This window comes from Paenibacillus sp. CH40 (assembly GCF_024213605.1).
GTDB lineage: Bacteria > Bacillota > Bacilli > Paenibacillales > Paenibacillaceae > Paenibacillus > Paenibacillus polymyxa_B.
This window is the reverse complement of sequence record NZ_JANAVQ010000004.1, coordinates 144,583-167,804: the sequence shown is the minus strand read 5'-3', so window position 1 is coordinate 167,804 and position 23,222 is coordinate 144,583. Positions and strand designations below refer to the sequence as shown.

26 protein-coding genes and 2 pseudogenes are annotated in these 23,222 nt (G+C 41.0%); 23 read left to right on the top strand and 5 right to left on the bottom strand.

From position 1 onward, the window contains the following. Positions 1–5: 5 nt before the first annotated feature. Positions 6–581, bottom strand: a complete 576-nt coding sequence (locus tag NLX73_RS14020) for a class I SAM-dependent methyltransferase (RefSeq protein ID WP_254326472.1) — start codon at positions 579–581, stop codon at positions 6–8. A 287-nt stretch (positions 582–868) separates the two neighbouring features. Here NLX73_RS14020 and NLX73_RS14015 point away from each other — a divergent pair, with 287 nt between their 5' ends. The 14 genes and pseudogenes from NLX73_RS14015 to NLX73_RS13955 all read left to right on the top strand — a co-directional run bounded on the left by NLX73_RS14015 (position 869) and on the right by NLX73_RS13955 (position 11,930). Further along, positions 869–1,639 (top strand): hypothetical protein, encoded by a 771-nt coding sequence (locus NLX73_RS14015; RefSeq protein ID WP_254326471.1) that lies wholly within the window; start codon positions 869–871, stop codon positions 1,637–1,639. A gap of 54 nt (positions 1,640–1,693) precedes the next feature. After that, a complete protein-coding gene (locus NLX73_RS14010; RefSeq protein WP_254326470.1) occupies positions 1,694–2,044 on the top strand; it encodes a FlxA-like family protein in 351 nt (116 codons plus the stop codon). A 301-nt stretch (positions 2,045–2,345) separates the two neighbouring features. Beyond that, the gene (gene licT / locus NLX73_RS14005) at positions 2,346–3,182 is read left to right on the top strand and encodes a BglG family transcription antiterminator LicT (RefSeq protein ID WP_254326469.1); all 837 of its coding nucleotides are present in this window, start codon (positions 2,346–2,348) and stop codon (positions 3,180–3,182) included. A 147-nt stretch (positions 3,183–3,329) separates the two neighbouring features. Then, positions 3,330–5,225 (top strand): beta-glucoside-specific PTS transporter subunit IIABC, encoded by a 1,896-nt coding sequence (locus NLX73_RS14000; protein WP_254326468.1) that lies wholly within the window; start codon positions 3,330–3,332, stop codon positions 5,223–5,225. A 6-nt stretch (positions 5,226–5,231) separates the two neighbouring features. Continuing rightward, positions 5,232–5,445, top strand: a pseudogene (locus NLX73_RS25230) (hypothetical protein); the annotation flags it as partial. Between the two features lie 302 nt (positions 5,446–5,747). Further along, positions 5,748–6,176 (top strand): GNAT family N-acetyltransferase, encoded by a 429-nt coding sequence (locus NLX73_RS13995; RefSeq protein ID WP_254326467.1) that lies wholly within the window; start codon positions 5,748–5,750, stop codon positions 6,174–6,176. 11 nt (positions 6,177–6,187) lie between these two features. Continuing rightward, a complete protein-coding gene (locus tag NLX73_RS13990) occupies positions 6,188–6,649 on the top strand; it encodes a hypothetical protein (protein ID WP_254326466.1) in 462 nt (153 codons plus the stop codon). A gap of 36 nt (positions 6,650–6,685) precedes the next feature. Continuing rightward, on the top strand, positions 6,686–7,498 hold the full coding sequence (locus NLX73_RS13985; RefSeq protein WP_254326465.1) for a helix-turn-helix transcriptional regulator: 813 nt from the start codon (positions 6,686–6,688) through the stop codon (positions 7,496–7,498). Positions 7,499–7,603: 105 nt separating this feature from the next. Next, positions 7,604–8,560, top strand: a complete 957-nt coding sequence (locus tag NLX73_RS13980) for an aldo/keto reductase (RefSeq protein ID WP_254326464.1) — start codon at positions 7,604–7,606, stop codon at positions 8,558–8,560. 255 nt (positions 8,561–8,815) lie between these two features. After that, positions 8,816–9,307 (top strand): 8-oxo-dGTP diphosphatase, encoded by a 492-nt coding sequence (locus NLX73_RS13975; protein WP_028542993.1) that lies wholly within the window; start codon positions 8,816–8,818, stop codon positions 9,305–9,307. A 2-nt stretch (positions 9,308–9,309) separates the two neighbouring features. After that, positions 9,310–10,317 carry a phosphotransferase family protein gene (locus NLX73_RS13970; RefSeq protein WP_254326463.1) on the top strand — a complete coding sequence of 336 codons (1,008 nt, stop codon included), beginning with the start codon at positions 9,310–9,312 and terminating at the stop codon, positions 10,315–10,317. Between the two features lie 38 nt (positions 10,318–10,355). Beyond that, entirely contained in the window at positions 10,356–10,877 is a 522-nt protein-coding gene (locus tag NLX73_RS13965) for a GNAT family N-acetyltransferase (protein WP_209949613.1), read from the top strand. Positions 10,878–10,905: 28 nt separating this feature from the next. Further along, positions 10,906–11,346, top strand: a complete 441-nt coding sequence (locus tag NLX73_RS13960) for a hypothetical protein (RefSeq protein WP_254326462.1) — start codon at positions 10,906–10,908, stop codon at positions 11,344–11,346. 176 nt (positions 11,347–11,522) lie between these two features. Then, positions 11,523–11,930, top strand: a pseudogene (locus tag NLX73_RS13955) (DUF4269 domain-containing protein). A 104-nt stretch (positions 11,931–12,034) separates the two neighbouring features. Here NLX73_RS13955 and NLX73_RS13950 read toward each other — a convergent pair. From NLX73_RS13950 to NLX73_RS13935, 4 genes are all read right to left on the bottom strand, one after another. Then, positions 12,035–12,487, bottom strand: a complete 453-nt coding sequence (locus tag NLX73_RS13950; RefSeq protein ID WP_254326461.1) for a hypothetical protein — start codon at positions 12,485–12,487, stop codon at positions 12,035–12,037. Next, positions 12,475–13,092, bottom strand: a complete 618-nt coding sequence (locus NLX73_RS13945) for an ATP-binding cassette domain-containing protein (RefSeq protein WP_254326460.1) — start codon at positions 13,090–13,092, stop codon at positions 12,475–12,477. The genes NLX73_RS13950 and NLX73_RS13945 overlap by 13 nt, the downstream gene beginning before the upstream one ends. Further along, complete coding sequence (locus NLX73_RS13940; protein WP_254326459.1) at positions 13,092–15,074, bottom strand: DUF1430 domain-containing protein; 1,983 nt, start codon at positions 15,072–15,074, stop codon at positions 13,092–13,094. The genes NLX73_RS13945 and NLX73_RS13940 overlap by 1 nt, the downstream gene beginning before the upstream one ends. A gap of 131 nt (positions 15,075–15,205) precedes the next feature. Then, positions 15,206–15,628 (bottom strand): mediterrocin family bacteriocin, encoded by a 423-nt coding sequence (locus NLX73_RS13935; protein ID WP_254326458.1) that lies wholly within the window; start codon positions 15,626–15,628, stop codon positions 15,206–15,208. Positions 15,629–16,006: 378 nt separating this feature from the next. Here NLX73_RS13935 and NLX73_RS13930 point away from each other — a divergent pair, with 378 nt between their 5' ends. The 9 genes from NLX73_RS13930 to NLX73_RS13890 all read left to right on the top strand — a co-directional run bounded on the left by NLX73_RS13930 (position 16,007) and on the right by NLX73_RS13890 (position 23,152). After that, positions 16,007–16,756 (top strand): LytR/AlgR family response regulator transcription factor, encoded by a 750-nt coding sequence (locus NLX73_RS13930; RefSeq protein WP_254326457.1) that lies wholly within the window; start codon positions 16,007–16,009, stop codon positions 16,754–16,756. A 5-nt stretch (positions 16,757–16,761) separates the two neighbouring features. Continuing rightward, positions 16,762–18,066 carry a sensor histidine kinase gene (locus tag NLX73_RS13925; protein WP_254326456.1) on the top strand — a complete coding sequence of 435 codons (1,305 nt, stop codon included), beginning with the start codon at positions 16,762–16,764 and terminating at the stop codon, positions 18,064–18,066. A gap of 103 nt (positions 18,067–18,169) precedes the next feature. Next, positions 18,170–18,340: a hypothetical protein gene (locus NLX73_RS13920; RefSeq protein WP_254326455.1), complete on the top strand. Its 171-nt coding sequence runs from the start codon at positions 18,170–18,172 to the stop codon at positions 18,338–18,340. 53 nt (positions 18,341–18,393) lie between these two features. Next, positions 18,394–18,561, top strand: a complete 168-nt coding sequence (locus NLX73_RS13915) for a hypothetical protein (protein ID WP_254326454.1) — start codon at positions 18,394–18,396, stop codon at positions 18,559–18,561. Between the two features lie 153 nt (positions 18,562–18,714). After that, entirely contained in the window at positions 18,715–19,749 is a 1,035-nt protein-coding gene (locus NLX73_RS13910; RefSeq protein WP_254326453.1) for an NAD(P)/FAD-dependent oxidoreductase, read from the top strand. 250 nt (positions 19,750–19,999) lie between these two features. Then, positions 20,000–20,665 (top strand): HD domain-containing protein, encoded by a 666-nt coding sequence (locus NLX73_RS13905; protein ID WP_235307847.1) that lies wholly within the window; start codon positions 20,000–20,002, stop codon positions 20,663–20,665. 170 nt (positions 20,666–20,835) lie between these two features. Continuing rightward, on the top strand, positions 20,836–21,897 hold the full coding sequence (locus tag NLX73_RS13900; protein WP_069291447.1) for an SPFH domain-containing protein: 1,062 nt from the start codon (positions 20,836–20,838) through the stop codon (positions 21,895–21,897). Beyond that, positions 21,894–22,895 (top strand): NAD(+)/NADH kinase, encoded by a 1,002-nt coding sequence (locus NLX73_RS13895; protein ID WP_069291448.1) that lies wholly within the window; start codon positions 21,894–21,896, stop codon positions 22,893–22,895. The genes NLX73_RS13900 and NLX73_RS13895 overlap by 4 nt, the downstream gene beginning before the upstream one ends. Before the next feature lie 77 nt (positions 22,896–22,972). Further along, a complete protein-coding gene (locus NLX73_RS13890; protein WP_013309345.1) occupies positions 22,973–23,152 on the top strand; it encodes a hypothetical protein in 180 nt (59 codons plus the stop codon). The last annotated feature ends 70 nt before the right edge of the window (positions 23,153–23,222 follow it).

Sequence of the window (23,222 nt, the reverse complement as noted above, 5' to 3'; positions counted from 1 at the left end):
CTTTCTTAGGTTTTCTTTCGGCATACATACACGAATGCGGGTGGAACATTCATTGGCACAAACTTGATTTTTTCAATATCAAACCATTCACCTAACTGCTGCTTCATCTGTTTAGAGTATTGAAAGGCCACAAACATTCCTCCATCCCTGAGCGATAGATGAATTTGTTCTACAATTTGATTTCGCATCGCTTGTGGAAAATTGAAAAAAGGCAGCCCGCTGATTATGCAGTCAAGCTGTTCTATTTGGGCATTTTTCATAGCAAGCTGAAGCTCACGCGAGTCGGAATAGCACAGATAATTCGGGAATCTTCTTTTTAAACTCTGCTGCATGGTTTGGTCTTTCTCAAAGAGTAAAACCTTGGGTTGAAATTCAGCAGCAGACGGGATGTATTGGGTAATTGCCCCTGTTCCAGCACCAAGCTCGGCAACAGCATGAACTTCACTCCATGGAATGGATTCTATCATATTTTTAGCTAAAAATCTGGAACTTGGTGTTACACTACCCACGTATGCAGGCGAGTACAAAAATTTGACTAGGAACATAAGTCTCTCGTGAACCAAATGGCTAATACGGATCATACATCATTTCCCTACTTTCAATTTTTAAAATACGTTCATTTATTCTTTGCTAAGAGTAACAAATTATCCCTTTACTTACTCCTGTCTCAAGTAGGGTTGATCCCCCCGTCTTGCGGAGGGGATTTTCCTTGACTATGGTCTAGGAAATAATAAAAGGGTTACGGTATTAATGAGTTTGTATTTATTCAGTTATCATTCAGCATACCCTCAGGTTGCATTCAGATTTGCTACCGATGAAAGGTAGGTGGGCAGCTAAAAACATTATGTACACTGAGAGGGGATCTACTTTGTCACTATCCATTAACAGGCATCTCATCACGACTTCCTATGATCAATCGAATACGGAGAAGTCAAATGAGAATGGACTAAATACCGCGGGTCATACCACACACAAGAAATCTAACGATTCACTCGAATTGAGTAAGGAATTCATGAAATACACGGGAGGAATGCAGACTCCGCTTCCTACGGAAAACTACAGTAATGATTACAAGTACGACGACCAGGATACTATTGCACTAACTAAAGACCAACAGAAAACGCTGTTGTCTGATCTGCAAAGTTACCTGATGTCTTCCAGTGCTTCCTCTGATACAGATGATCACACCAATAGCACGAAGAATCCGTTGGCTTCGGTTAGAGTCTTATTAGCTAATGTGGATCTTGCGACGGCAACAGATGAGGAAGTATCGGATCTATTCGATAAGATAGCAGAAACGATCCAAAATAATCGTCCTGCCCCGCCGCCTGAAGGTGACCCGTCCCATCCTGAAATGGATAGCAGTGGTCTGCCTCCTATGATGCAGGCAATGGGTGGAATTATGCCTCCATTCGCATGGAATATCCAAGAGGCTTCCAATCAAGGGGATAACAGCACTACATCTGAGAAAGAGCTTACAGTAGATGAAAAAAGATCCTTGCTGAGTGATTTGCAGAGCGTTCTGAGTTCCAGTCTTATATCCGGGTCAACAGCTTCGGACAAAGATCAGGAAACAGATCTGCTTTCTGCATTAAAAGACGCGTGGGGAAATACAGATGAATCGAATGCCATAGCTTAGAACCGGTTAGCCCACACGTGTAAAACTCATACTTTTATAAAGGGGAAATCTCGTATGAACATTTCATCCACATCCAGCAGTTCAATATCTATTGCAAGCACATCATCATCCAGTACCAACGATACAGCTAGTCTGGAAAAGCAAAAAGCTCAACTTGAAGCGGAATATAACAAGGTACAGCAAAGTAAGGATAGTAAAGATACAAAAGAAACAAAAATGAAGCAGCTTCAGCAGCAAATTAAACAGATTGAAGCTCAAATTGCACAGCAAAGTTCGCAATCCAGCGGCACGTCAACTCCAAAAATGGAAAAGCCCGCTCCAAGTAACACGGAAACAAATCGTATCAACAGCGCTAACAGCAGTGATATTACGGGAGTTGGAAAATCACTGGATATTTCAATTTAATCATTCCATCTCTTCTCCTGTATGACAGAGGATGGATACAAAGGATAGCAGGCTCTCCGTTTCATCGGGCCCGTTTCTGCTATGCAATTACTAAATTAAGCGACAGGTGTCAAAATCCAGATTTGAGATTATTTTCTTTGTTGAAAACGCTATCTCCATCCTATATAATAACTATATAATTAATATTAGGGTTGTTACTGCAATGCAGGCAAAGCCTAAACCAATCCGTACTAAATTATGTTTAGTTTTGGATTAGTTTAGGTTTTTTTTTGTTAGTAAAAAATACAAAGTGGGCGAACTCATGAGGATTAAAAAAGTATTCAACAATAATGTTGCATTGGTTGAAGGACCAAATCGATCCGAGATAATTGTTATTGGAAAGGGACTAGCCTATCAGAAAAATCCAGGTGAAAATATAGATCCAACCAGAATTGAGAAGACTTTCGTGATGGAGACTAAAGAATTATCTGAGCGGCTATCCACATTACTGAGTGAAATTCCTACAAAGCATCTAGAATTGACTGATCAAATTATCCGTTATGCAGTAAAGGATCTCAACACTTCCTTTAGCAATAATATCTACCTGGCTCTTACAGATCATATTAGTTATGCAATTACGCGTGCTGCACAGGGATTGAGTCTCAAGAATGCGCTGCTCTGGGAGATACAGAAGTTTTATCCGAAAGAATATCACACGGCAATGCACGCATTATACTTAATTGAAAAGGAAACAGGAATTAAATTACCTGTAGATGAAGCTGGCTTTATTGCAATGCATTTTGTGAATGGCCAGCAGGATGGTCAGGAAATGGAACAGACCTTAATGGTAACCCAGATGGTTCAAGAAATTCTTAATATAGTAACACTTCATTATGGGATTGAGCTAGATGAGAATTCGTTAAATTATAGCCGCTTTGTGACTCACTTAAAATATTTTTCTTATCGCACCATGCGTCATGAATCGATTCCTTTTGAGGATGATGAGCTCTACGAACAAGTCGTTGTTAAGTATCCTGAAGCTTTTGCCTGCAGTGAGAAGGTAAGAGCATATTTACGGGAAGAGTATCAAGTTGAGACAACCGAAGGTGAAATGGTCTATTTCATGCTCCATATCAGGCGTGTGACCAGCAGAGATTAGCCTATTACAATAAATAGCAGGGTTGTTACCATTAATTGGGCAAAGCCTGGATAAGTGATGAGTGTACTGGTTTTCAGTGTGCTTTATCACCTGTTCAGGTTTTTTTGTTTCATATTAAAAGAATGAGGTCTAAAGGAGCGAAAACAAATGAAGTACGAAAGATTAGCCAAAGATATCGTGCAGAACATTGGGGGAGAGGAGAATGTTACGAATCTTGTCCATTGTGCAACCCGGTTGAGATTTAATTTAAAAGACAATCATGTACCCGACAAAGAGAAGCTGAAAAGCTTAGAAGGAGTGCTAACGGTCGTAGAAAGTGGTGGTCAATTCCAAGTGGTTATCGGAAATGACGTTGCACACGTGTATCAAGAGATTATGAAAACCAGCAAACTAGGGGCGGGCAATACTGCATCCGAGGATGGAGATAAACCTAAAGAGAAGATCATGTCCAGAATTTTTGCGGTGATTTCTGGAAGTTTATCTCCCCTGTTGCCTGCTATGGCGGGGGCGGGGATACTTAAAGCTTTCTTAACCTTATTCACAACTTTTGAATGGATCTCTGCGGAAAGTGGAACTTACCTAATCCTGGCTGCAGCAGCAAATGCCGTTTTCTATTTCCTGCCTATATTCCTGGGCGTCTCTGCAGCGATCAAATTCGGCGCCAATCCTTATGTAGGTGGAGTTATCGGTGCAGCATTAATGGAGCCGAATTTTACGGGGTTATTGGCCAATGGAGATACTTCTTCATTTCTAGGCATTCCTGTAGTCCTAATGGATTATTCGTCAACCGTCTTTCCGGTGTTCGTAGCTATTTGGATATTCTCTTACGTGGAGAAATATCTAAAGAAAATCATCTATAAAGAGCTGCAGACGTTTTTGGTTCCGTTATTGTCCTTAGTCATCATTGTACCGCTCACTGTTATGATCTTTGGCCCATTTGGAGTATATATCGGAAACGCGATAGCAGATGCCATTAATTATCTCATGGGAGTAAGCGGGCTGTTGACAGGAGCTGTCATTGGCGGGTTAATCTTTTTCCTTGTTGTTTTTGGCCTTCATTGGGGCATTATTCCGATCGTTCTGGCAAATCTTACGAATGGAACCGATCCAATCCTTGCGATGTGGGCAGCCTCTAACTTCGCGATGGCCGGGGTGGCACTGGCTGTTTTCATTAAATCCAAAGAAAAGTCTTTGAAATCAATTGCTGGTTCCTCTACATTAAGTCTGTTGTTAGCAGGTGTCTCTGAGCCGACTGTCTACGGGATATTGCTGCGTTACAAGCGTACGATTCCCTATGTTATTATTGCTGGAGCTATCGGAGGGGCAATTAATGGCGGTTTTCATACGTATGCTACAGCATTTGTCTTCCAAAATATTTTTTCGATCGGTGCATTTGAACCTATTGGGTATTATTTAATAGGAATTGCAGCTGCCATGGGTATTGGTTTGATTCTGACGATTCTTTTCGGATACATGGATAAGAAAGCTGTAACAGTAACTGAGCCAATTGATGTAACTCCTACTGTAGAAACAAAGGCTATTCAGCCAGAAGCAAGTGTCAATGTTATTGATGGTTCGCCGAGCTTAAAGAAAGAGGTACTGATCAGCCCATTAACAGGTGATCTGAAATCCTTGATTGAAGTTCCCGATCCTGCCTTTGCAGAAGGTGCTATGGGGAAAGGTATTGCAATAATCCCGAGTGTTGGTCAAGCTTTCTCGCCAGTGAACGGTACGATTGGTACTGTACTTAAGTCAGGTCATGCTGTAGTTATACTGTCCGAGAATGGCGCAGAAATATTGATTCACATTGGGATCAATACCGTTCAATTAAAAGGGCAATACTTCACGCCTCAAGTGAAGGCAGGAGATCAGGTCCGCAAAGGAGATCTATTAATTGATTTTGATCTTGAGAAGATTAAGGAAGCCGGATACAATCCGATCACGCCTGTTATAATCTCGAATACCAGCGATTATTTGGATGTTATTGAAACAACAAACTCATCGGTTTTGGCACAAGATAAGTTGCTGACGCTTGTTGTCTAAGCAAATCTGTCTTCATCGGAATGGGGCTGGCAGATTGATCCGCTTGGTCTAAGGATTACTCTAAACCTACTCTCACAGACAGTGATTCTAAACTCTCGAACATCGTTGATAATGGACACACTATTTATTATGACGCGGTGAGAGCGCAAATAACTGGTTGAACGGGGAGACAATTACTTTCTCTGGCGGCGGCAAGCTGACTCCAGCCAGTGCTTCATAGGCAGCAAGACGATAAAATCATTTCAATTAAATCCATAGGAATAAAAAGCAGTTGCTGGTCTATTAAACCAGCAACTGTTTTTACGTTTACATTCAGTATTTTGCATGAATCCAGGGAGCGACTTTAATCAGCGATATATAGATTAGAATAATTCTGTCCATCTAAATTGAATCATGTGACTAAACACAGAAAAATATATACAATATATAACAGTAGAAAGATAAAAGTATTCTAATCATAGTGTTTTATATATTTGAATTAGGAAGGTGTTATTATTCATTTCAAATTGGAGGATTTATGCCATGACGCTGGAACCTCAGATGAATCGAAGTAGTAGAGATGAAGCGCGTTTAGTCAGAAACAAGTTGATTGAGTTTAATGCGAAACACGTCCCAGCAGATATTCGAACCCGATACGAAGAGATTAATCTTACGCTCAAAGATGAAGACGGTCAGGTCATGGGCGGTCTCCTAAGTGTACTATGTTGGAACTGGGTGGAGGTTGATATTTTGTGGGTAGATCAGCGTTACAGAGGAAAGGGCTACGGTTCACAACTGCTTGGTGAAATTGAACAGATTGCTAGAGATAAAGGGTGTAATTTTATACAACTTAATACGTTTACTTTTCAAGCGCCTAAATTCTATGAAAAGCATGGGTATGAAGTCGTTGGTGTCATTGACGATGCTCCGAGAGGCTTTAAACACTATTATTATAAGAAAAGTATCTACTGAGGACTCTATATATGCGTGTACAGATCAAGGAAATAAATAAAGATCAGCATATCATCATTCGTAGTATGGGCGAGGAAAAAGTATACGGCTACTGGACATATTTTTGGCATGAACTGACTTCCGGATATGCGTATGTTGTTCCGTATGAACAAAGCTTGAACAAGATGATTCCCGGTTGTGTAATTTCGGTCGAGACTTCTCAATCCAGTATAGAGGGGTTCAGAAGGCTGAAGTCTACTGAAAAGACAGGGATTTTTCGACCTCAACCAAAGCTAGGCGACTATTGGATTCAAGGAACGATACATCAAGTGATGCAGGGCGAAGCAGGCGAGATAGAATGTCTGGAGATTGTAGTAGGAGACACTACGTTTATTCTGGATTCTGAAGAAATAAATGGTGATGTCAACGTTAAAGCGGGTGAAGGTGTCGCCTTTGAAATCATAGGCCTACAGTTGTTTGACGAGGGACTGTGATCGTTCTATGGCGATTGATTGGAAAAGAGGTGACACATGTCTAATGATTATAGTAAATCGAAAACGTTGGGAGCTTTTCTGAAATCACGTAGAAATCGACTTCAACCAGAGCAGGCAGGCCTTAGACTTTCACAGGGTCAGCGAAGAACACCGGGGCTTCGCCGAGAAGAAGTTGCTATGCTGGCAGGTGTCAGTGCGACGTATTACACATGGCTGGAACAAGGTAGAGAAGTAACAGCATCTAAGGAAATTATCAAAAGTATAGGAGAAGCTCTACAATTAACCCACGATGAGAGAGCACATCTAATTCAATTGTGGAATCCCAATGAGACGGTTGCTATTTCGCCCATCCATACAACGCTGAATCCACAGTGGCAACATATTATTGATCAGTTGTCCTATCCTTCCTTCATCAGCAATGAGAAAGCGGAAGTGCTTGCTTGGAATAGCGCGGCGAATGAGGTCATTACCGATTTTTCTTCCCTGTCTATTTCTGAACGTGTCATGATTCGTTTATTGTTCGTGGATTCCGAATTACGTCGTCGAATGGTTAACTGGGAAGAATTTGCGTCCTATTCGGTAGCTGTTTTTAGAACCTATTATGACAAGTATTTAGGAGATCCTTGGTTTGAGGAGACGGTAGAACGGCTACGTGTGGAAAGTATGGAGTTTGACACCATGTGGAAGCTGCATCATATCCAGCTCAAAAAAGTGAATCGGGTTTCCTTTCAAATCCCTGGCGCTGTGGAGGCAGTTTCCTATGATATTAATTCTTTAGCAAGCATTACGGATCAACCGGGTCTGCACTTTTGTATCTACACGCCAGTAAGCCAATCCTCTGCCTGGTAATCTTGTTACTAGTATAAACGTACTGTGGTTGCCTCCATATGGGTCCATTAGAATGAGTACATGTTCATTCCATCCATTTACCCAAAGAAAAGAGGGAACCATGATATGCTGAAAAGGAAATTGGGACATGAAGGGCTGGAGGTATCAGCTCTGGGCCTTGGCACGATGATGATGCCGAACAACGAGGAGTCGGTGCGTACACTTCAGGGAGCGCTGGACCTTGGTGTAACGCTGTTTGATACAGCAGATCTTTATGGTGAGGAATACGCACAGCAGAAGTTCGGCGGCAATGAGAAGCTGGTTGGACGTGCGCTCAAGGGTCGTCGGGAGGAGGCAGTGATTGCCACTAAATTCGGAATCACGCACACTCAGGGGCCCAAGGGAGATCCGGCATATATCAAAAAATCCGTGGACGCCAGTCTATTTCATCTGGGGATTGATTATATCGACCTGTATTATCAGCATCGAGTCGATCCCAATACTCCGATTGAAGAGACCGTCGGAACGATGGCCGATTTGGTTAAGGAAGGGAAAATCCGTTATATCGGCTTGTCGGAAGCGTCGGCTGAACAGATCCGCCGCGCGCATGCGGTGCATCCAATTAGCGCGGTAGAAACCGAATATTCCTTGTGGAGCAGAGAAGTGGAAGATGATGTTCTTCCGCTACTGAACGAATTGGGAATCGGCTTCGTACCCTACAGTCCACTGGGTCGAGGTTTCCTCACGGGACAGATCAAGAAATTTGACGATCTGCCAGAGGATGATTACCGCCGTCATTTTCCACGCTTCCAAGGCGAGAATTTCAACAAAAATCTAGAAGTTGTCCTCCTGATCGAAAAACTGGCTGCCCAAAAAGGCTGTACTTCTGCTCAGTTGGGGCTGGCATGGCTGCTGGCGCAAGGCGACCATATCGTTCCGATTCCGGGAACGAAGAGACTGGAAAGAGTGCGTGAAAATCTTGGTGCTCTACAGGTCTCCTTGTCGGAAGCAGAGCTTCAAGAGATCGAGCGCATTTCGCCTAAAGGCTTCGCAGCAGGCTCTCGTTATCCGGGGCGTGCCTAGAAAACTGATTATTGGCATGATGGATAAGACCGTTCCTTTCTGGAGTCGCTTGGTAGTACCAACGGCTTTGCAGAAAGGCGGTCTTTTTTTGCTGATTTTGACCGACTTAGGCATGAGTCTTCTAATCTAGTCTATGGTTAGAGTTATTGCGCTCTACAAAATAACGAGTTAAAGTATGAGAAATGCCATATTTAACCACAGTTTGTCGGTGTGAAAGTAAAGCTAGATTATAGCGGATCGTGAATAAAGAAAGGTATGATCGGATTGACAACAGAAGTGACACACAAAATATATACCATGTGTATGATTCAAGACGGAAGCAAGGTATTGCTTATGAATAGACCCAATCGAAAGGGGTTTCCGGGTTATATTGCTCCAGGAGGAAAAGTAGAGTTTCCAGAAAGCATTGTGAATGGGGCCATTCGTGAAGTAAAGGAAGAAACAGGCTTAACCGTTACGGAAATTGTATTTAAAGGAATCGACGAATATTGTGATCCAAGTCAAGGGCTGAGGTATATGGTCTTTAACTATTTGGCTACAGCCACTGAAGGTGAACTATTAAAAAATCCCCCTGAGGGAGAATTGCTGTGGGTGGATATGAAGGAGGCGTTAAATCTGCCGATGCAGGATTGGTTTAAGCGGAGATTTCCATTGTTTTTCGAGCCGGGAACGTTTGAGGTTAGTTTCGTTTGGCTGGCAGATACGGATGAAACCCTGGAAGCAACGATTAAGAGCTATGGTGTGTAGAGATGACGACGACCATTTATTTTTCGTCTAATCGGCTAGGTGAGGTAACAAATGACCAAATGCAAAGGATGCTGAATCGTTTTGATTTGGGACGTTTGCTGTCTTACGAAAAAACGGCAGAAGGTGTCCTAGGGCAAACCCTCTATGTTTCCTCAACGGCTGGGCAGTTTGTGCTGAAGGGGAACCCGCTTTTTCTAGGGCAATGGATAGAAGAAAAGTTTATGGTGGAGCAAATACAGACACGGACTTCAATTCCCGTGCCAACACCGTATCTTGTGGATCATACGGAGGACATTTTTGGCTGGAGCTATGCAGTTATGCCCCGTCTATACGGTCAGCATATACATACACCTGAGTTGCAAGCAAAGCTGACCTCGCTGGATAAACAGCAAATGGCTGAAATGCTTGCTAATGTTCTGTTGGAGCTTCATAGCTGGAAGCTTAAGAACAGTGGAGAGCTGGATACAACAACTCTAGCCATTCGTCCTTTTGAAGTTTCTTATCGAGTATGGTTGTATGGGCGAATTCGATATTGGCTAGAGGATGCCCAAAAATACTCGGACATTTCTGTACAGGATATGGAATGGGTAGAGGAAATATTGGAAGGCTCTCGTCAAGCATTCGATCAGCTGGAAGCTGCCACCTTTGTGATGGGGGATTTTAAACCGCAAAATTTTCTTGTACAGAATGGGGATAAGGGTTGGAGAGTCAGTGGTCTTTTTGATTTTACGACAGCCTATTTTGGGGATGGGATTGCCGACCTTCCGAAAATAACCACCATGTATCTGGAGAATGGCGAAGAAGAGTTGGCAAAAGGTTTTCTTACTGCTTACGCACAAGGAATGGAAGCTAAAGAAGGATTTACTGAGCGTTTCCGGGTGCATATGCTGCATCAGCAGGTTCTAAACTGGGGATGTGCCAAAGCGATGAAGCAAGTCACCTGGGATGATAAGCTCTCTTTTGCAGATTGGGCGCAAAAGTTCATAGATATTGAGGTATATAAGCAATAGCAGATGAATTGAACGTTTAAAGAGGAGGCCGTGAGTGGATGCAGACCGTCAGATTGGTAAAGCCGGATCAGGACTGGAAGGAGGCTTATCTTTCATTTTATGAGGAATGGAAAAAGAGTCAGGAGCATATGGTACCTTGGGTGATCTCTGTAGAGCCGTACGATTTTGAAGGTATGCTGACGGTTTTAAGTAATCAGGAAAATGGAATGAACCTGTCTGAAGGCTGGGTCAAAAGCTCAACATACTGGCTTGTGAATGCGAATGAACAGGTTGTGGGAGCAGTGAATATCAGACATGACCTTAACGAACACCTAATGAATGCCGGAGGTCATATCGGTTACGGTATCCGTCCTTCTGCACGAGGGAACAGGTACGCTGTTACAATGCTGGCCTTGGCGTTAGAAAAAGCAAAAGAGCTGGGGATTTCCCGAGCCCTGGTCGTATGCGACTCCGATAATATTGCCTCCAAAAAAACAATCATACAAAACGGCGGAACGCCGGACAAGGATTACATAGAGGAAGACGGAAACCGTGTAAACCGGTTTTGGATCGAACTGTGAGTGAGAAAGAGGGGAACGCGAGAAGCTCATGAAATTATGGCCTGAATATGCACAAAACATCATTGTTGGTGTTATTTTTGAAGGGAAATGGAATTGGTATGTGACGGAAAGAGAGTATTGGTTTTTGAATACCGAGATGGAGGAACGGTTTGGCATCTCTATTTTGGATGAAACCACAGTGGGAGCATTTTTGCATCACATCTGTGAATATAAGGTGGCTACAGGGGAACTAACTTCAATGCTTCAGTTACTGGATGATGCTATCCAGCATAAGGATGAAGTGTTGGAGTTCTGTCCTGCTCTGTATGTTAACTTTGACGAGAAAGTTCTCTATTCGCTATTTCCTGAGCCAGCTTCGTTTGAACACTATGTCCCAGCGGGGTGGAAAGGGGAATATCAAAACTTTTTGAACGAGGTACCTTCATCTGAACGGTATTGGATTATAAATGGAAACCATTTTTTTGAATGATTCATATGAGAGGAGCGGGTATTTGGACGAATATCAATGGCGAAGCCTGGCATATCTGTCGACAGGTACCCCAACGCAAGGAATATATCGCATATTTATATTGCAATGGCTCCATCCATATGATCCAGTATTGGTAGGGCCGGTTCCAATTGGCATCCAAGTAGAAAGGTAGCGACTTGGATATTATTTGTGAAGCACATGATATTCAGGGATTCCAAAATGACGTACAGATATGGTTCGGAACATATCCGGGTTTTGAATCACGAACAAAGTTTGTGAATCAGGTGGAGCGGGTAACCGTCAACTTTAGGTGTGATGGATAACCTGTTGAGATTTTTGGACAATCGATTTCCGTGACAAGACAAAATGGATTTCGTCATATGGTTATCGAGGAACAATTGTTAACTTTCGGTGGGAAACGTTTAATGGAAAGTATCATTCAGTTGAAAATATTGGGATTTAAGACGGAACCGGCATTTGCCAAGCTACTGGGTTTGAATGGCGATGCTGACGAAGCGCTATTGAAATTAGAAGATTGGACAGATGAAGAACTAAGGAGGCTGTTAAGAATATGGATTCACTAACAGTAGAGGTTTTAGATAAAAAAGTCACCTTTTCAGGTAATGGAATGGAAAGTTCCATTAAAGTATTCCGAAAAAGGCGACTCTCCTAAATTGGTTTTTAACAATTAATCCAGTTTCCACATTGAATTTGCTTTTTCATAAAGAGCTGTAATCTCTGGTTTTAATTCTTGAATGAGTATGTTGGTTTGTTTATCGTTTTGATCGACAGGTTGCATCTGTTCATCCAGAGATAATTCATATATGATTCCGTCTTTTTGCAACCGTACACCAAATTCATAGCTTCCGTCTATTAAAGGCCAAATGATTAGAGTTTCTCTAGCTTCAGGATTATTAATCCCCAAGTTTCCTGTAAAACTTAGATAATCTGGGCGCTTAACGTTGTATACGTACCCATCTTTTTTGATAATGTGATTTCCAAATTTACTTTTTGGGACAGCTTTCAGGAAATCATCGTATCGATTATTCGTCAATATAAACCAAACTGCATTCCAAACCCCGAATAAAAGCACAATGATTAATCCTATAATCATCCAAGTTTTTGCATTTAATTTCCGCATAAATTTATCACCCTGTTACCTTGTTTTTTGATTTCTTCATCGTGTGTTACCAAGATAATGGTTTTGCCGGCCTGATTAAACGTTTTTAAAATGTGGAGTACAACTTCTGCATTTTTTTTATCAAGTGAACCCGTTGGTTCGTCTGCCAAAATGATATCACATTTTTTCAGCATTAAGCGTGCCAAAGCAATGCGTTGTTGCTCTCCGCCGGAGAGGGTGTATACTTTTTTATTTAATTTATCTTCAAGACCTACACTTTTAAGCGCCTCTGATATGGTTAAATCGGTTTTACAATCTTTCCGAATCAATTGTAAATTTTCTTGTACTGTTTTATTGTCGACCAGAGCGAAGTTTTGAAATAAAAATCCTACTTTTGTTCGGAAATATTGCAAATGATTTTTTTTGTTTTTAATGTCTAGACCGTCGATAATAATGTTACCCTCTTTGATATTTTCAATGGCTCCAATCATATTAAGCAACGTTGTTTTCCCGCAACCACTGGGACCAGAGAAAATGACAAAATCTCCTGAGTCAATCTCCAGATTCAAATTGGAAAATATAAGTTTATCTCCAAATGATTTGCTAAGGTTCTGGATGGAGATCATTACGTATTGCCTCCTTTCAAAATTTTTTGAATTTTCAGATTTTCAATTCGACGAATATGAAAGAGGATGACTGTGAGTTCCGAGACTAAAATCACAATCCCTCCCCAAATTAAATAGCTGGCAGAGTTTAGTCCAAATCCAAATGCAGCGATTATTGCTATGCCGATACTAATTATTGTTGTAATCAGTGTCATGCCAATAATTTTGCGATTTTTCTCCCAAACACTGTAACCTAACACTTTTTTTATAGAAAGTTCTATTGCGTTTACTTCATATTCCAATTTAGTAATGGATGAAATAATCATAAACTCTAAAAGAAGAACTAATAGACTAAAAACACTATTTATATATAATACCTGTTTGGCAATATTCCAACTATCGTTATATTTTTGTAGAACATTTGTTTTGGTTAAGCTTGCATTAGTATCCGTTAACTGATTTTCTTGCACGAATCGTTTAAATTCCTCATCTGTGATGTCATACATTATTTCTGTCAGGTAAACGGCTCTATTTGGTTCGTATTTAAGTGATTGTGTTTCCGGGGACACATTGTTAAAGATTATGATTGGATTTTTAATTAATTCGCTTCCATAGGCATTATTTGCATTGATCGCAACAAGATTAACATTATTTTCATAGTAAATAACTTTAAAATTATCTTGAACTTCACGACCTTCAAAAAATTTGAATTCTTCTCTTAAGTCTGTCACAACTTGAGCATTGTTCGATAATACCGAAGGTAAGATAAAATAAACTTCTTTTTTTAGGTCAAGTTCTGATAATTCTTTAATGTTTTTTTCTAGATAGGGAAATGCATTGTGATTCGCCATGATTGTTGGAGCAGATTCTGCTAATGGCATGTGGATCATGGATAACAAAGTAGCTTTGGATTCACGGAAATACCGGGTGTAAAACTCCGTTTGCAAAAGCTCGCTTTCCTCCCATTTAGGATCTCCAATACCATCTTTGCCCATTACAGGTCTATATTGAACTGTAATATAGGAGTAGTTGGCGTGATCCTTAAAAAATGGTTTTTGCTTATATAAAAGATACGATTCAAAAATGAGTGCTAGGTTGCTTGAGATGACCAAAATGGTTAGTACGACCGAAACCAGCTTTAGCCCATAATTCACCGATAACAGTTTTTTAGTGCTGCTTTTTGCATTGGAAAAAGCTTCTTTTACATGATAAGAACGTAAGTTTAGATAGACCAAAGCATTAAAAATAAGCAGTAAGATGAGGCTAATTAAGGATATCTCAAGATTCATCGAAACGGTGGTAACGGATTTTAGTACTGTAAAGATGATTAGCAACATGGTCACGTACAGGAAAGAATCTTTGAGTATATTTTTCCAGATGATAGCAGCTATTCGTTCACCCATGGAAATCCGAATTAAATTTTCTTTTTTCTGATAAATGACATCATAATACGTTAAAAGAAGCGTAACAGCAATCATTAATATCCAAATAGCAATCATTGTATTTCTGGTATCGTTGTATATATATCCTGGCTGAGGAAAATTCCCAGCATATTTGTTAATTAGCTCTGCTTTAAACTGATCAGCTTTGTTGTAGTCAGCGATAATATAAAAATCATGAATATCTTTGATTCCTTGAATCTGTTCCAATGGATAAAAGCTAAATTGGATGTCTCCTAAAAACAAACTTTTATACTTTTCTGAGTAAATATCTAAATTGTTGTTTATATGTTTTTCCACACCTGGAGAACCATAAATTCTAATATTTGTAATGTCGTTGTTATTTTTAGTTTTTGTGAAAGTAAAAACGTCAACGTCGTTTTTTTTAGCGGCTTCCAGCGTATCGTTAATCATGTCACGCTCTTCTTGACCGTATTGTAAATATAGAGAAGTATAACGATATGGAGTGTAAAAATTATCTAAATAAAAAATTTGGCTTTCTCCAACAATGAGTACTCCAATAAAGAAAATACAAAAACTAATCATATATTTTATTGTTTTCAATAAAGAAACCTCCGTATGTATTAGAGTTACCGTTCAACTCTGATTAGAAACCGAACGGTAACAAATAAATTCGGAAATCGATAGTTTTGTATGAAAACTATAACGATTTTTATTATTTTTTCTTGAGAGAATTAGAAGTTAAAATTGTAGTATACAGAATTTCCGGAATGAGTTACATCTACTCTAGACCAACTTCCAGCGTTGTCACTATCTGAAAAAGTACTATTACCGTTTGTAAGCTTGACTGCGTGACCTTTGGAATTATGATAACCGTGAATATAGTCTTCATCTATGGCAAATTTGTTGAACCCGTACTCAACTTCCCATGTATTAAAGCCGCTTCCACCGCTATCACTCGCTTCCCATGAACGAGCAAATCCACGACCGCCACTATCATAAGATTTAGATTCAAAAAGTGTAATAGGAGCACTAGCTGGAGCGTTAGCAGAATCATAGACGGAATCTGAAACAGAATCAGAAGGTGAGGCAGAGGCAGCACCAACAATAGAGAATAGACTTAAAGCAGCAACACTTGAAACTAACCATTTTTTCATTGGATTAGGACTCCTTTATTCAACTAAGTTAGAGCCACTGATAGCTGGCCAGCAAATCAAAGCTCGTAAAGAATTATATCCTAAAAAAGTGTCATAAAGTGTTAAATTATGTGAAAAGAACATAAAAGAATGTGAATAACAGTCTTTATAGAAAAAAAACAAAAAAATAAAGGTTTTTATTATTTTTTATCCAATATTTATGATATGATTAGATTGTATTTTAAAAATTTTACTAAAATGTAAACAAAATGAGTAGACGGAGTGGTGTAGTAACGGTAGAACGGTGGCAAGGGGAGGCATCATCTGACTAAACAGTGGCTTAGTAGTAAATTTTAAGTTCATTCTAAATGGATTTTGGTGTACAAGGGGGCTTAATCATTGTTTAAGGTAGCTATTTGCGATGATGAATTAGAGATTCATAGCTTAATCAAAAGTTTTTTTGAGAAAATTTCAGAGAACTCTTCCCTTTCTTTTGACATTCAATCTTTTTTTTCTGGTGAAGAGTTACTACAGCACTATAGAGATCACGACCGTTATACATTCCATATGCTTATTTTGGATATAGAGATGAATGGTATATCAGGAATAGAAGCAGCTAACCAAATTCGTGCTCTGCCGGATCGTGATGTACAAATTATATTTTTAACCAGTTATCCCGAATATATGTTGGAAAGCTTCGATGTTCAGACGTTCCAATATCTATTAAAACCCGTTTCTTATAAGTTGTTTCAGGAAAAAATTTTAAAGCTATGTAGATACATTACTTCATCTACACATCGCTTTTTTACAATTAAAACAGAGGATGAGCAAGTGGTATTGCGTAATTCAGACATTATTGCTATTGAGAAAGTGAAGCACTATTTGACTCAAAACAAACTTACGATCATCACTGACCATCAAATGTATGTGGTTACAGGCACTTTGATGGAGTATTCGAGCAAACTTAATCATTCTTTTGTACAGATTCATCGCTCTGTTATTGTAAATTTAGAACATATCCGCAAGTTTAACTTTACTTCAGTTACCACATCCAATCAGCAGGTGTTTCCAGTCGGACGGTCACAAGTAAAAAAACTTAAAGATGCCTATGCTCGTTACATGTTTGTGCAGGTTGGTGAGGGAGGGTAATTTTATTGTACTATGTAATATTCGTTGGGATTACGATAACCCAACTCATCTTGTTAAATCGTTATTATGATATCATATTTCGTGTTTCGCCAAGGAGCAGAAAAAGTAATTTTATCATTTATCTTTTGGCTGGAGGCATACTTTACGTATCGTTAACTTCACTTTCTTTCACTACTATTATGGGGAATTTATCTTTCATAAGCACACTCATCATAGCGTTTATATATCCTGTTCGTATCGAAAGGAAGATTATTTTTTCTATATTATATTTAATTTTAGAGCTTATCGCAGAGTCTCTTTCCTACTACTACATAGCTGTATTTCATCAGAAGCAAACAGATATAGAGCTCTCCAGTGACGTCTTTAATTTTTTTATTATATTATGCTCCACGTTTATTCAGCTTCTTTTTATTAAAGTCATCGGATTTATCAAAAAGGTGTATAACTACAGAATAGGTATATATTATTATTTAAACATTGTACTCATTTTCATAATAAGTCTATTTATTTTAAATACCTTATTTCACCATGTAGAAAACGATATACTATATGTTCTATCAGGCTGTGGTATTCTAACAATTGATATTATTATCGTCTTTTTGTACGACAAAATGATCGAAAAGGTTAGATTAGTTAATGAAAAACACCAGTTACAAAAGCAAATAGAATTGCGGGATAACAGTTATGTAAGAACGAAACACTCATTTAAGAGAATTAAAAGAATCATACATGATACTAAAAAACAACTGGTGTACATCCGTGCCTGCATAATGGAGCAGCAGTTTGAGGAAGCCATAACAAATATTAATACAACTTTGGAAGATATAAATTCAGCTTATTTGCGGATTGCTACGGGAAATCTTGTAATTGATGCTTTGGTTAGTCACGCGCTCAATATTGCTAACGATAAAGGAATGGATTTTAAACATGACATCAGTATTAACAGTGAAGATATTCGCTTGGATCGTTATGATTTGTGTGTAGTGATCGGCAATATTTTAGACAATGCTATTGAAGCAGTTGATCTGGTTTCTGAAAAGGAAGAGAGGTCTATTCATTTGCAAATATGGTCTGATGCCCATTCGCTATTTATTCATGTAACGAATACTTGTTTGAAGCCTACGGGGATAACTAAGAAGCTCCATTTAGAAGACGATTTTGATTTTCATGGCATAGGGCTAGTTAATATTCAACGTATAGTTGAAAAGTATGAAGGATTTTTTCAAAGTTCACGGTCTAATCATCATTTTGAAACCATGGTTATGCTTCCTTTTAACGAAAATAATAGTAAAACGATGCATGTTGATTAATCTGAAACATAAGAGAACAATCTAAATGACGGCAGAATGACATATGTGTTTTATTGAAATTAGAAGATTGGACAGATGAAGAACTAAGGAGGCTGTTAAGAATATGGATTCTTCCATGCATGAGTTTAAAATGATATCCAAGCACAGAATGTACGATCAATATTTGGTAAAGTTGCGGGCATGCATAGTGCTTTTGGATGAACAGGTGCTATGGCGCGTGGGTGAGGCCGAAACGAACAGTATTGGTGGGATCATCAACCATAGGATGAGGTAGAAGAAGCTTTTTCATCCTTCTGTGCAGCATTGGACCATACAGGAGTGATAAATATGTATGACGTATATCATGTGGTGGAGCATACGGCTTATCATCTGGGGCAGATCATAGACCGAGTTCAGAGATTGGCAGATCACCGTTTTCAATTTGTACAGACAGGACTTAATGAAAAAGCATTGCATGCGATAGTGCAGCAATCCTCGCAAAATTTACGAGAATAACGGAAGTAGTAGTTATATAAACCTATAAAATATAGTTCTAAGGTCACGGAAAACTCTGTAATGGTCATGTTTTTATTTCTTAATTGATATTGATAATTATTATCACTTATAATAGGAGCAGACATATTACGCTATGATAGGGAGAGTTGCAGAGTGACAGTATCCTTGGAATTATATGATGTAACGATCATCGGCGGTGGTCCTGCCGGTATGTATACCGCATTTTACAGTGGAATGAGAGATATGAAGACTAAGCTGATCGAAGCCAAGCATGAGCTGGGCGGACGGATGCGCATATACCCAGAGAAGATGATATGGGATGTCGGGGGGGTTACCCCGGTTTTATGTGAAAAGCTGATTGATCAGCTGGAGCAGCAGGCGCGGACGTTCGAGCCTACCATTGTGTTGGGACAGCAGATCACTGGTTTGGATCGGCAAGAGGATGGCACGTTCCTGCTAACTTCTGCCACAGGGGAACAGCATTGGACACGCACGATCGTTCTGGCAGTAGGCTATGGAATTCTCAAAATGGCTAAGCTGGAGATTGAGGGGGCGGACCGCTATGAGGTTACGAACCTGCATTATACGGTACAAGAGCTGGAGCCATTCCGGGGCAAGCACGTCCTGATTTCCGGTGGGGGCGACTCGGCGGTGGATTGGGCGAATGAGCTGGAGTCTATTGCGGCGAGTGTGACCGTCGTACATCGTCGGGATCACTTTGGCGGACATGAGAAAAATGTAGCTCGTATGAAATCATCTTCGGTCCGTGTTCTCACACCATACGCGGTGAGCCAGCTACATAGCAACAATGGAGAGACGATTGAACAGGTGACGATCAGTCATGTAGATACGGACGAAATACAGGTGTTGAATGTCGATGCAGTCATCGTAAATCATGGACTAAAATCCGATTTCGGCCCGCTTCGGGATTGGGGGCTGGATATGGGTGAGTGGCATGCCCGAGTGAGCGAAAAGCTGGAAACGAACCTACCAGGGATTTTCGCGGCAGGCGATTTTGTTGAGTACAGAAGCAAGTTGTATCTGATTGCCGGTGCGTTCACAGATGCCGCCCTTGCACTGAACAGCGCGAAGCTGCACATTGATCCAGCAGCTGACAAAGCAGCATATGTATCTTCTCATAACAGCCGCTTTAAGGAGAAGAACCGCGAGCTTGGTGTCGTGGAGTAGAGTAAGATACGGAATTAAGTTAAAGAGGATCGGGTTTAGATAGACAAACGAAAAAGAACTTCCGCGACTACGATTGATGTGGTTTTGGAGGTTCTTTTTTTGTCAGGTTACTGACTTCTCGTTCTAAAGGTTGGATGCCATACACCCTATAGAATAAAATGAAGAATGATTCGTAGTAAACAAATGGACAAGCATTAAAAAATTAAATGAACCTACCATAGAAAGTATGGACGGGATTGAAAGGTGACATATGAAGAGACGAACGGAGCAACAGGAAGCGATTTTGGCAGATATTATTCAAAAGGCGGAGCCCTTTGTACAGCAGCAGTTGGAGCATGATCATAGTGGTCACGATTGGTGGCATATAGACCGGGTGAGAAAGCTGTCCCTTAAAATTGCTGCCAAAGAGGGCGCAGATTCGTTTATTTGTGAGCTGGCAGCACTGCTGCATGATGTAGCGGATGAAAAATTAAATGATTCTAAACAAGCCGGGCTAGATAAAGTAGAGCAGTGGCTGCGTCTGCATATCAGCGATCCGAATGTAATCACGCACGTGATGACTATTATAGCTACGATGTCCTACAATGGTGGACAAAACCCGCCTATGGAGACGCTGGAAGGTCAAGTTGTGCAGGATGCAGATCGGTTGGATGCTCTTGGAGCGATTGGGATTGCAAGAACCTTTATGTATGCAGGCTCAAAAGGCAGCATGATGCATCACCCGGATAAAGACTTTTCACAGCATGAGTATCGTGCCGCAGGTAAAAGTGCCATATACCATTTTTACGAAAAGCTACTCAAGCTCAAAGATTTAATGAATACCACTTATGCCCGAGAGCTGGCGGAGGTTCGGCATCAATGGATGGAGATGTACTTGGAGCAATTTTATAGAGAATGGAATGTGGATAATAAATAAAGCGTTTCAATAAGGCTGTTTCCTCTAACCGAGTATATCGGAGGGGAAACAGCCTTTATTTTTTTATAAATGTCATATTGATATTATCGAAAATGTGTGTTATTTTATTGTTAATAACAAAATGATAATAACAAAATATTATAAACTATAAAGAAAGCGGGGAAGCGGCTATGTTTGGATTTAATTTTGTTAAATTTCAGCCCAGTGAATATGTGATGAAGGTGAAAAACGGGAAGGTGGTTCGGGAGGGTGTTGGATTATCTTTTTATTATTACGCCCCGACCACCTCGGTCGTCGTCGTGCCCGTCTCTTCCATTGATGTACCGTTCATGTTTGAGGATATGACGAATGATTTTCAGGCGGTGACGGTTCAGGGGCAACTGACTTATCGGATTGTGGATTACCGGAGAACGACGCAGATTTTAAACTATACGTATGACTTGAAGGAACGACGCTACATTTCGGATGATCCGAGTAAGCTGGCCCAACGGGTGATTAACATCGCCAAAGTGCTTACCAAAAAGTATTTGGAGCGTGTCCCGCTCAAAGAAGCTGTTCAGTCCAGTGAACGTCTGGCCCAAAACATGACGAAGGATATTGCTCAGCATACGGAAATGGAAAAGCTCGGCATTGAGGTTATGGGGTTGTCGATTTTGGCGATTCTACCCAATAAGGAGACGATGAGAGCGCTGGAGGCTCAAGCGAGGGAAGAGATTCTTCGCAACGCGGATCACGCTTTGTATGAGCGTCGTAATGCATCTATTGAGCAAGAGCGGCGTGTGAAGGAAAACGAGCTGAACACCGAGATTGCAGTGGAGACGAAAAAGAAACAAATCCGCGAAACTCAACTCGATGCCGAGCGTTCTGTGAAGCAAAAGCAAAGCGAGATGAAAGAGGAGCAGCTACGATTTGACACAGCCTTGGAGGAGAAAAAACGCGAGCTGATTGAGCTGACCGTAACGAATAAAAAGGCAGAAGCCGATGCCAAGGCCTATGAGCTGACAGTAGTTATGAAATCGTTGCAGGATGTTGAGCCGAACGTACTTCAAGCTATGGCCAACATGGATATGAGCCCGGATAAGCTAATTGCGATAGCATTCCAGGAGCTTGCAGAAAATGCAGGGAAAATCGGTCAGCTGAATATTACACCGGATCTGCTGCAAGGTCTCATGTCAGATACGGGAGCAAACGGATCAGCAGGATCGAGAGGGTCTGGAGGAAGAACACGATGAGCAGCCGAATGACAGAGCAAAAGATCATTTTAGTGAAGCGTAAAACGCGACTGGAGGAACTGATTGTTCGATACAATACGGTGCAGCAGGCTCGCTTCTTTATGGAACGGCTGGGTGCGGATTTCAGTGATTATGTGCTGGAGGACGAAAATTACCGCAGGGCGGTGGCAACGGCTACGTCGGAGTTAACGGCTTTGGGTCGAGTTCAGATTGTGGAGCGGGAGCATGTGCCGAACTTTATTTTTGGTGAGCAGGATACAGTGGTGGTGCTGGGTCAGGATGGGCTGGTAGCCAACACGTTAAAATATTTGACCGAGCAGCCGCTTATCGGTGTGAATCCAGATCCATTGCGCTGGGACGGGGTATTGCTGCCGTTTACTGTATCCGACCTGCGCTGGGTGGTGCCGGATGTATTCGTGCACAGACGGCCAATTAAGGAAGTTACGCTGGCTAAGGCCCAATTAAATGATGGCCAATCCTTGTATGCTGTAAATGATTTGTTCATTGGGCGCAAAACTCATGTCTCCGCGAGATATGAGCTAAGACTGGAGGATCAGGTAGAGCAGCAATCCTCTAGCGGCATTATCGTTTCAACCGGATTGGGAGCGACAGGCTGGCTGACCAGCGTGCTTGCTGGAGCGGCCGGGATTGTCGGCAGTGCTACACGGCATCCAATCTCGCTGACTCCAGGCCAGCTGATGCCAGGTGCAGCCTTCAGTCAGGAAGGGGCAGTAGACGGAACGAGTCAGGATCATCGTGCAACCTGGAGTTTGCCATCACTTTATTTTACAGTGAGAGAACCATTCCCCAGTCGAACGACTGCTGCGGATCTTGTGTTTGGTCAGGTAGCAGCCGAAAAGCCGTTACGGATTGCATCGCAGATGCCGGAAAATGGAGTTATTTTCAGCGATGGAGTGGAAAGCGACTTTCTGGAGTTTAATGCTGGCATTGAGGCGACCATTGAACCAGCGGAGAAAAAAGGGCATCTGGTCGTGTAGAGGTTTGTACAGGACGGCAATGGGTAATTATGAGTAAGGTACAACCATCAGATGAAATTAAAAAAGGAGGAATCAACATGAGCGATCACACTCAAGACGAAGCGAAAATCCGCAACAAGAAGGACGAGGACGGAGATTCCTTGATGGAGAAAACGAAGCTGGAAAATGGCGTGGATATCGAGCCTGAGGCTGATGAATGGATTGCGAAGCCCTCACCAGTATCATACGATGATACGAACTCCTCTTCGAAGAAATAAGGCTCTTGTGTCCAAATAGAGCAGTGAAGCAAAGACAGATGACCCCTAATCGGGTCATCTGTCTTTTTTA

What these genes read in the sequence shown, in the direction of transcription:
- NLX73_RS13945 (WP_254326460.1), bottom strand. Translation starts at nt 13,092, where the DNA reads ATGATCTCCATCCAGAACCTTAGCAAATCATTTGGAGATAAACTTATA.
- NLX73_RS14000 (WP_254326468.1), top strand. Translation starts at nt 3,330, where the DNA reads ATGAAGTACGAAAGATTAGCCAAAGATATCGTGCAGAACATTGGGGGA.
- NLX73_RS13960 (WP_254326462.1), top strand. Translation starts at nt 10,906, where the DNA reads ATGAAATTATGGCCTGAATATGCACAAAACATCATTGTTGGTGTTATT.
- NLX73_RS13895 (WP_069291448.1), top strand. Translation starts at nt 21,894, where the DNA reads ATGAGCAGCCGAATGACAGAGCAAAAGATCATTTTAGTGAAGCGTAAA.
- NLX73_RS13900 (WP_069291447.1), top strand. Translation starts at nt 20,836, where the DNA reads ATGTTTGGATTTAATTTTGTTAAATTTCAGCCCAGTGAATATGTGATG.
- NLX73_RS13965 (WP_209949613.1), top strand. Translation starts at nt 10,356, where the DNA reads ATGCAGACCGTCAGATTGGTAAAGCCGGATCAGGACTGGAAGGAGGCT.
- licT (WP_254326469.1), top strand. Translation starts at nt 2,346, where the DNA reads ATGAGGATTAAAAAAGTATTCAACAATAATGTTGCATTGGTTGAAGGA.
- NLX73_RS13975 (WP_028542993.1), top strand. Translation starts at nt 8,816, where the DNA reads ATGATCGGATTGACAACAGAAGTGACACACAAAATATATACCATGTGT.
- NLX73_RS14010 (WP_254326470.1), top strand. Translation starts at nt 1,694, where the DNA reads ATGAACATTTCATCCACATCCAGCAGTTCAATATCTATTGCAAGCACA.
- NLX73_RS13980 (WP_254326464.1), top strand. Translation starts at nt 7,604, where the DNA reads ATGCTGAAAAGGAAATTGGGACATGAAGGGCTGGAGGTATCAGCTCTG.
- NLX73_RS13985 (WP_254326465.1), top strand. Translation starts at nt 6,686, where the DNA reads ATGTCTAATGATTATAGTAAATCGAAAACGTTGGGAGCTTTTCTGAAA.
- NLX73_RS13970 (WP_254326463.1), top strand. Translation starts at nt 9,310, where the DNA reads ATGACGACGACCATTTATTTTTCGTCTAATCGGCTAGGTGAGGTAACA.
- NLX73_RS13935 (WP_254326458.1), bottom strand. Translation starts at nt 15,628, where the DNA reads ATGAAAAAATGGTTAGTTTCAAGTGTTGCTGCTTTAAGTCTATTCTCT.
- NLX73_RS13915 (WP_254326454.1), top strand. Translation starts at nt 18,394, where the DNA reads ATGTATGACGTATATCATGTGGTGGAGCATACGGCTTATCATCTGGGG.
- NLX73_RS13990 (WP_254326466.1), top strand. Translation starts at nt 6,188, where the DNA reads ATGCGTGTACAGATCAAGGAAATAAATAAAGATCAGCATATCATCATT.
- NLX73_RS14020 (WP_254326472.1), bottom strand. Translation starts at nt 581, where the DNA reads ATGATCCGTATTAGCCATTTGGTTCACGAGAGACTTATGTTCCTAGTC.
- NLX73_RS13950 (WP_254326461.1), bottom strand. Translation starts at nt 12,487, where the DNA reads ATGCGGAAATTAAATGCAAAAACTTGGATGATTATAGGATTAATCATT.
- NLX73_RS13905 (WP_235307847.1), top strand. Translation starts at nt 20,000, where the DNA reads ATGAAGAGACGAACGGAGCAACAGGAAGCGATTTTGGCAGATATTATT.
- NLX73_RS13920 (WP_254326455.1), top strand. Translation starts at nt 18,170, where the DNA reads ATGGATTCTTCCATGCATGAGTTTAAAATGATATCCAAGCACAGAATG.
- NLX73_RS13995 (WP_254326467.1), top strand. Translation starts at nt 5,748, where the DNA reads ATGACGCTGGAACCTCAGATGAATCGAAGTAGTAGAGATGAAGCGCGT.
- NLX73_RS13890 (WP_013309345.1), top strand. Translation starts at nt 22,973, where the DNA reads ATGAGCGATCACACTCAAGACGAAGCGAAAATCCGCAACAAGAAGGAC.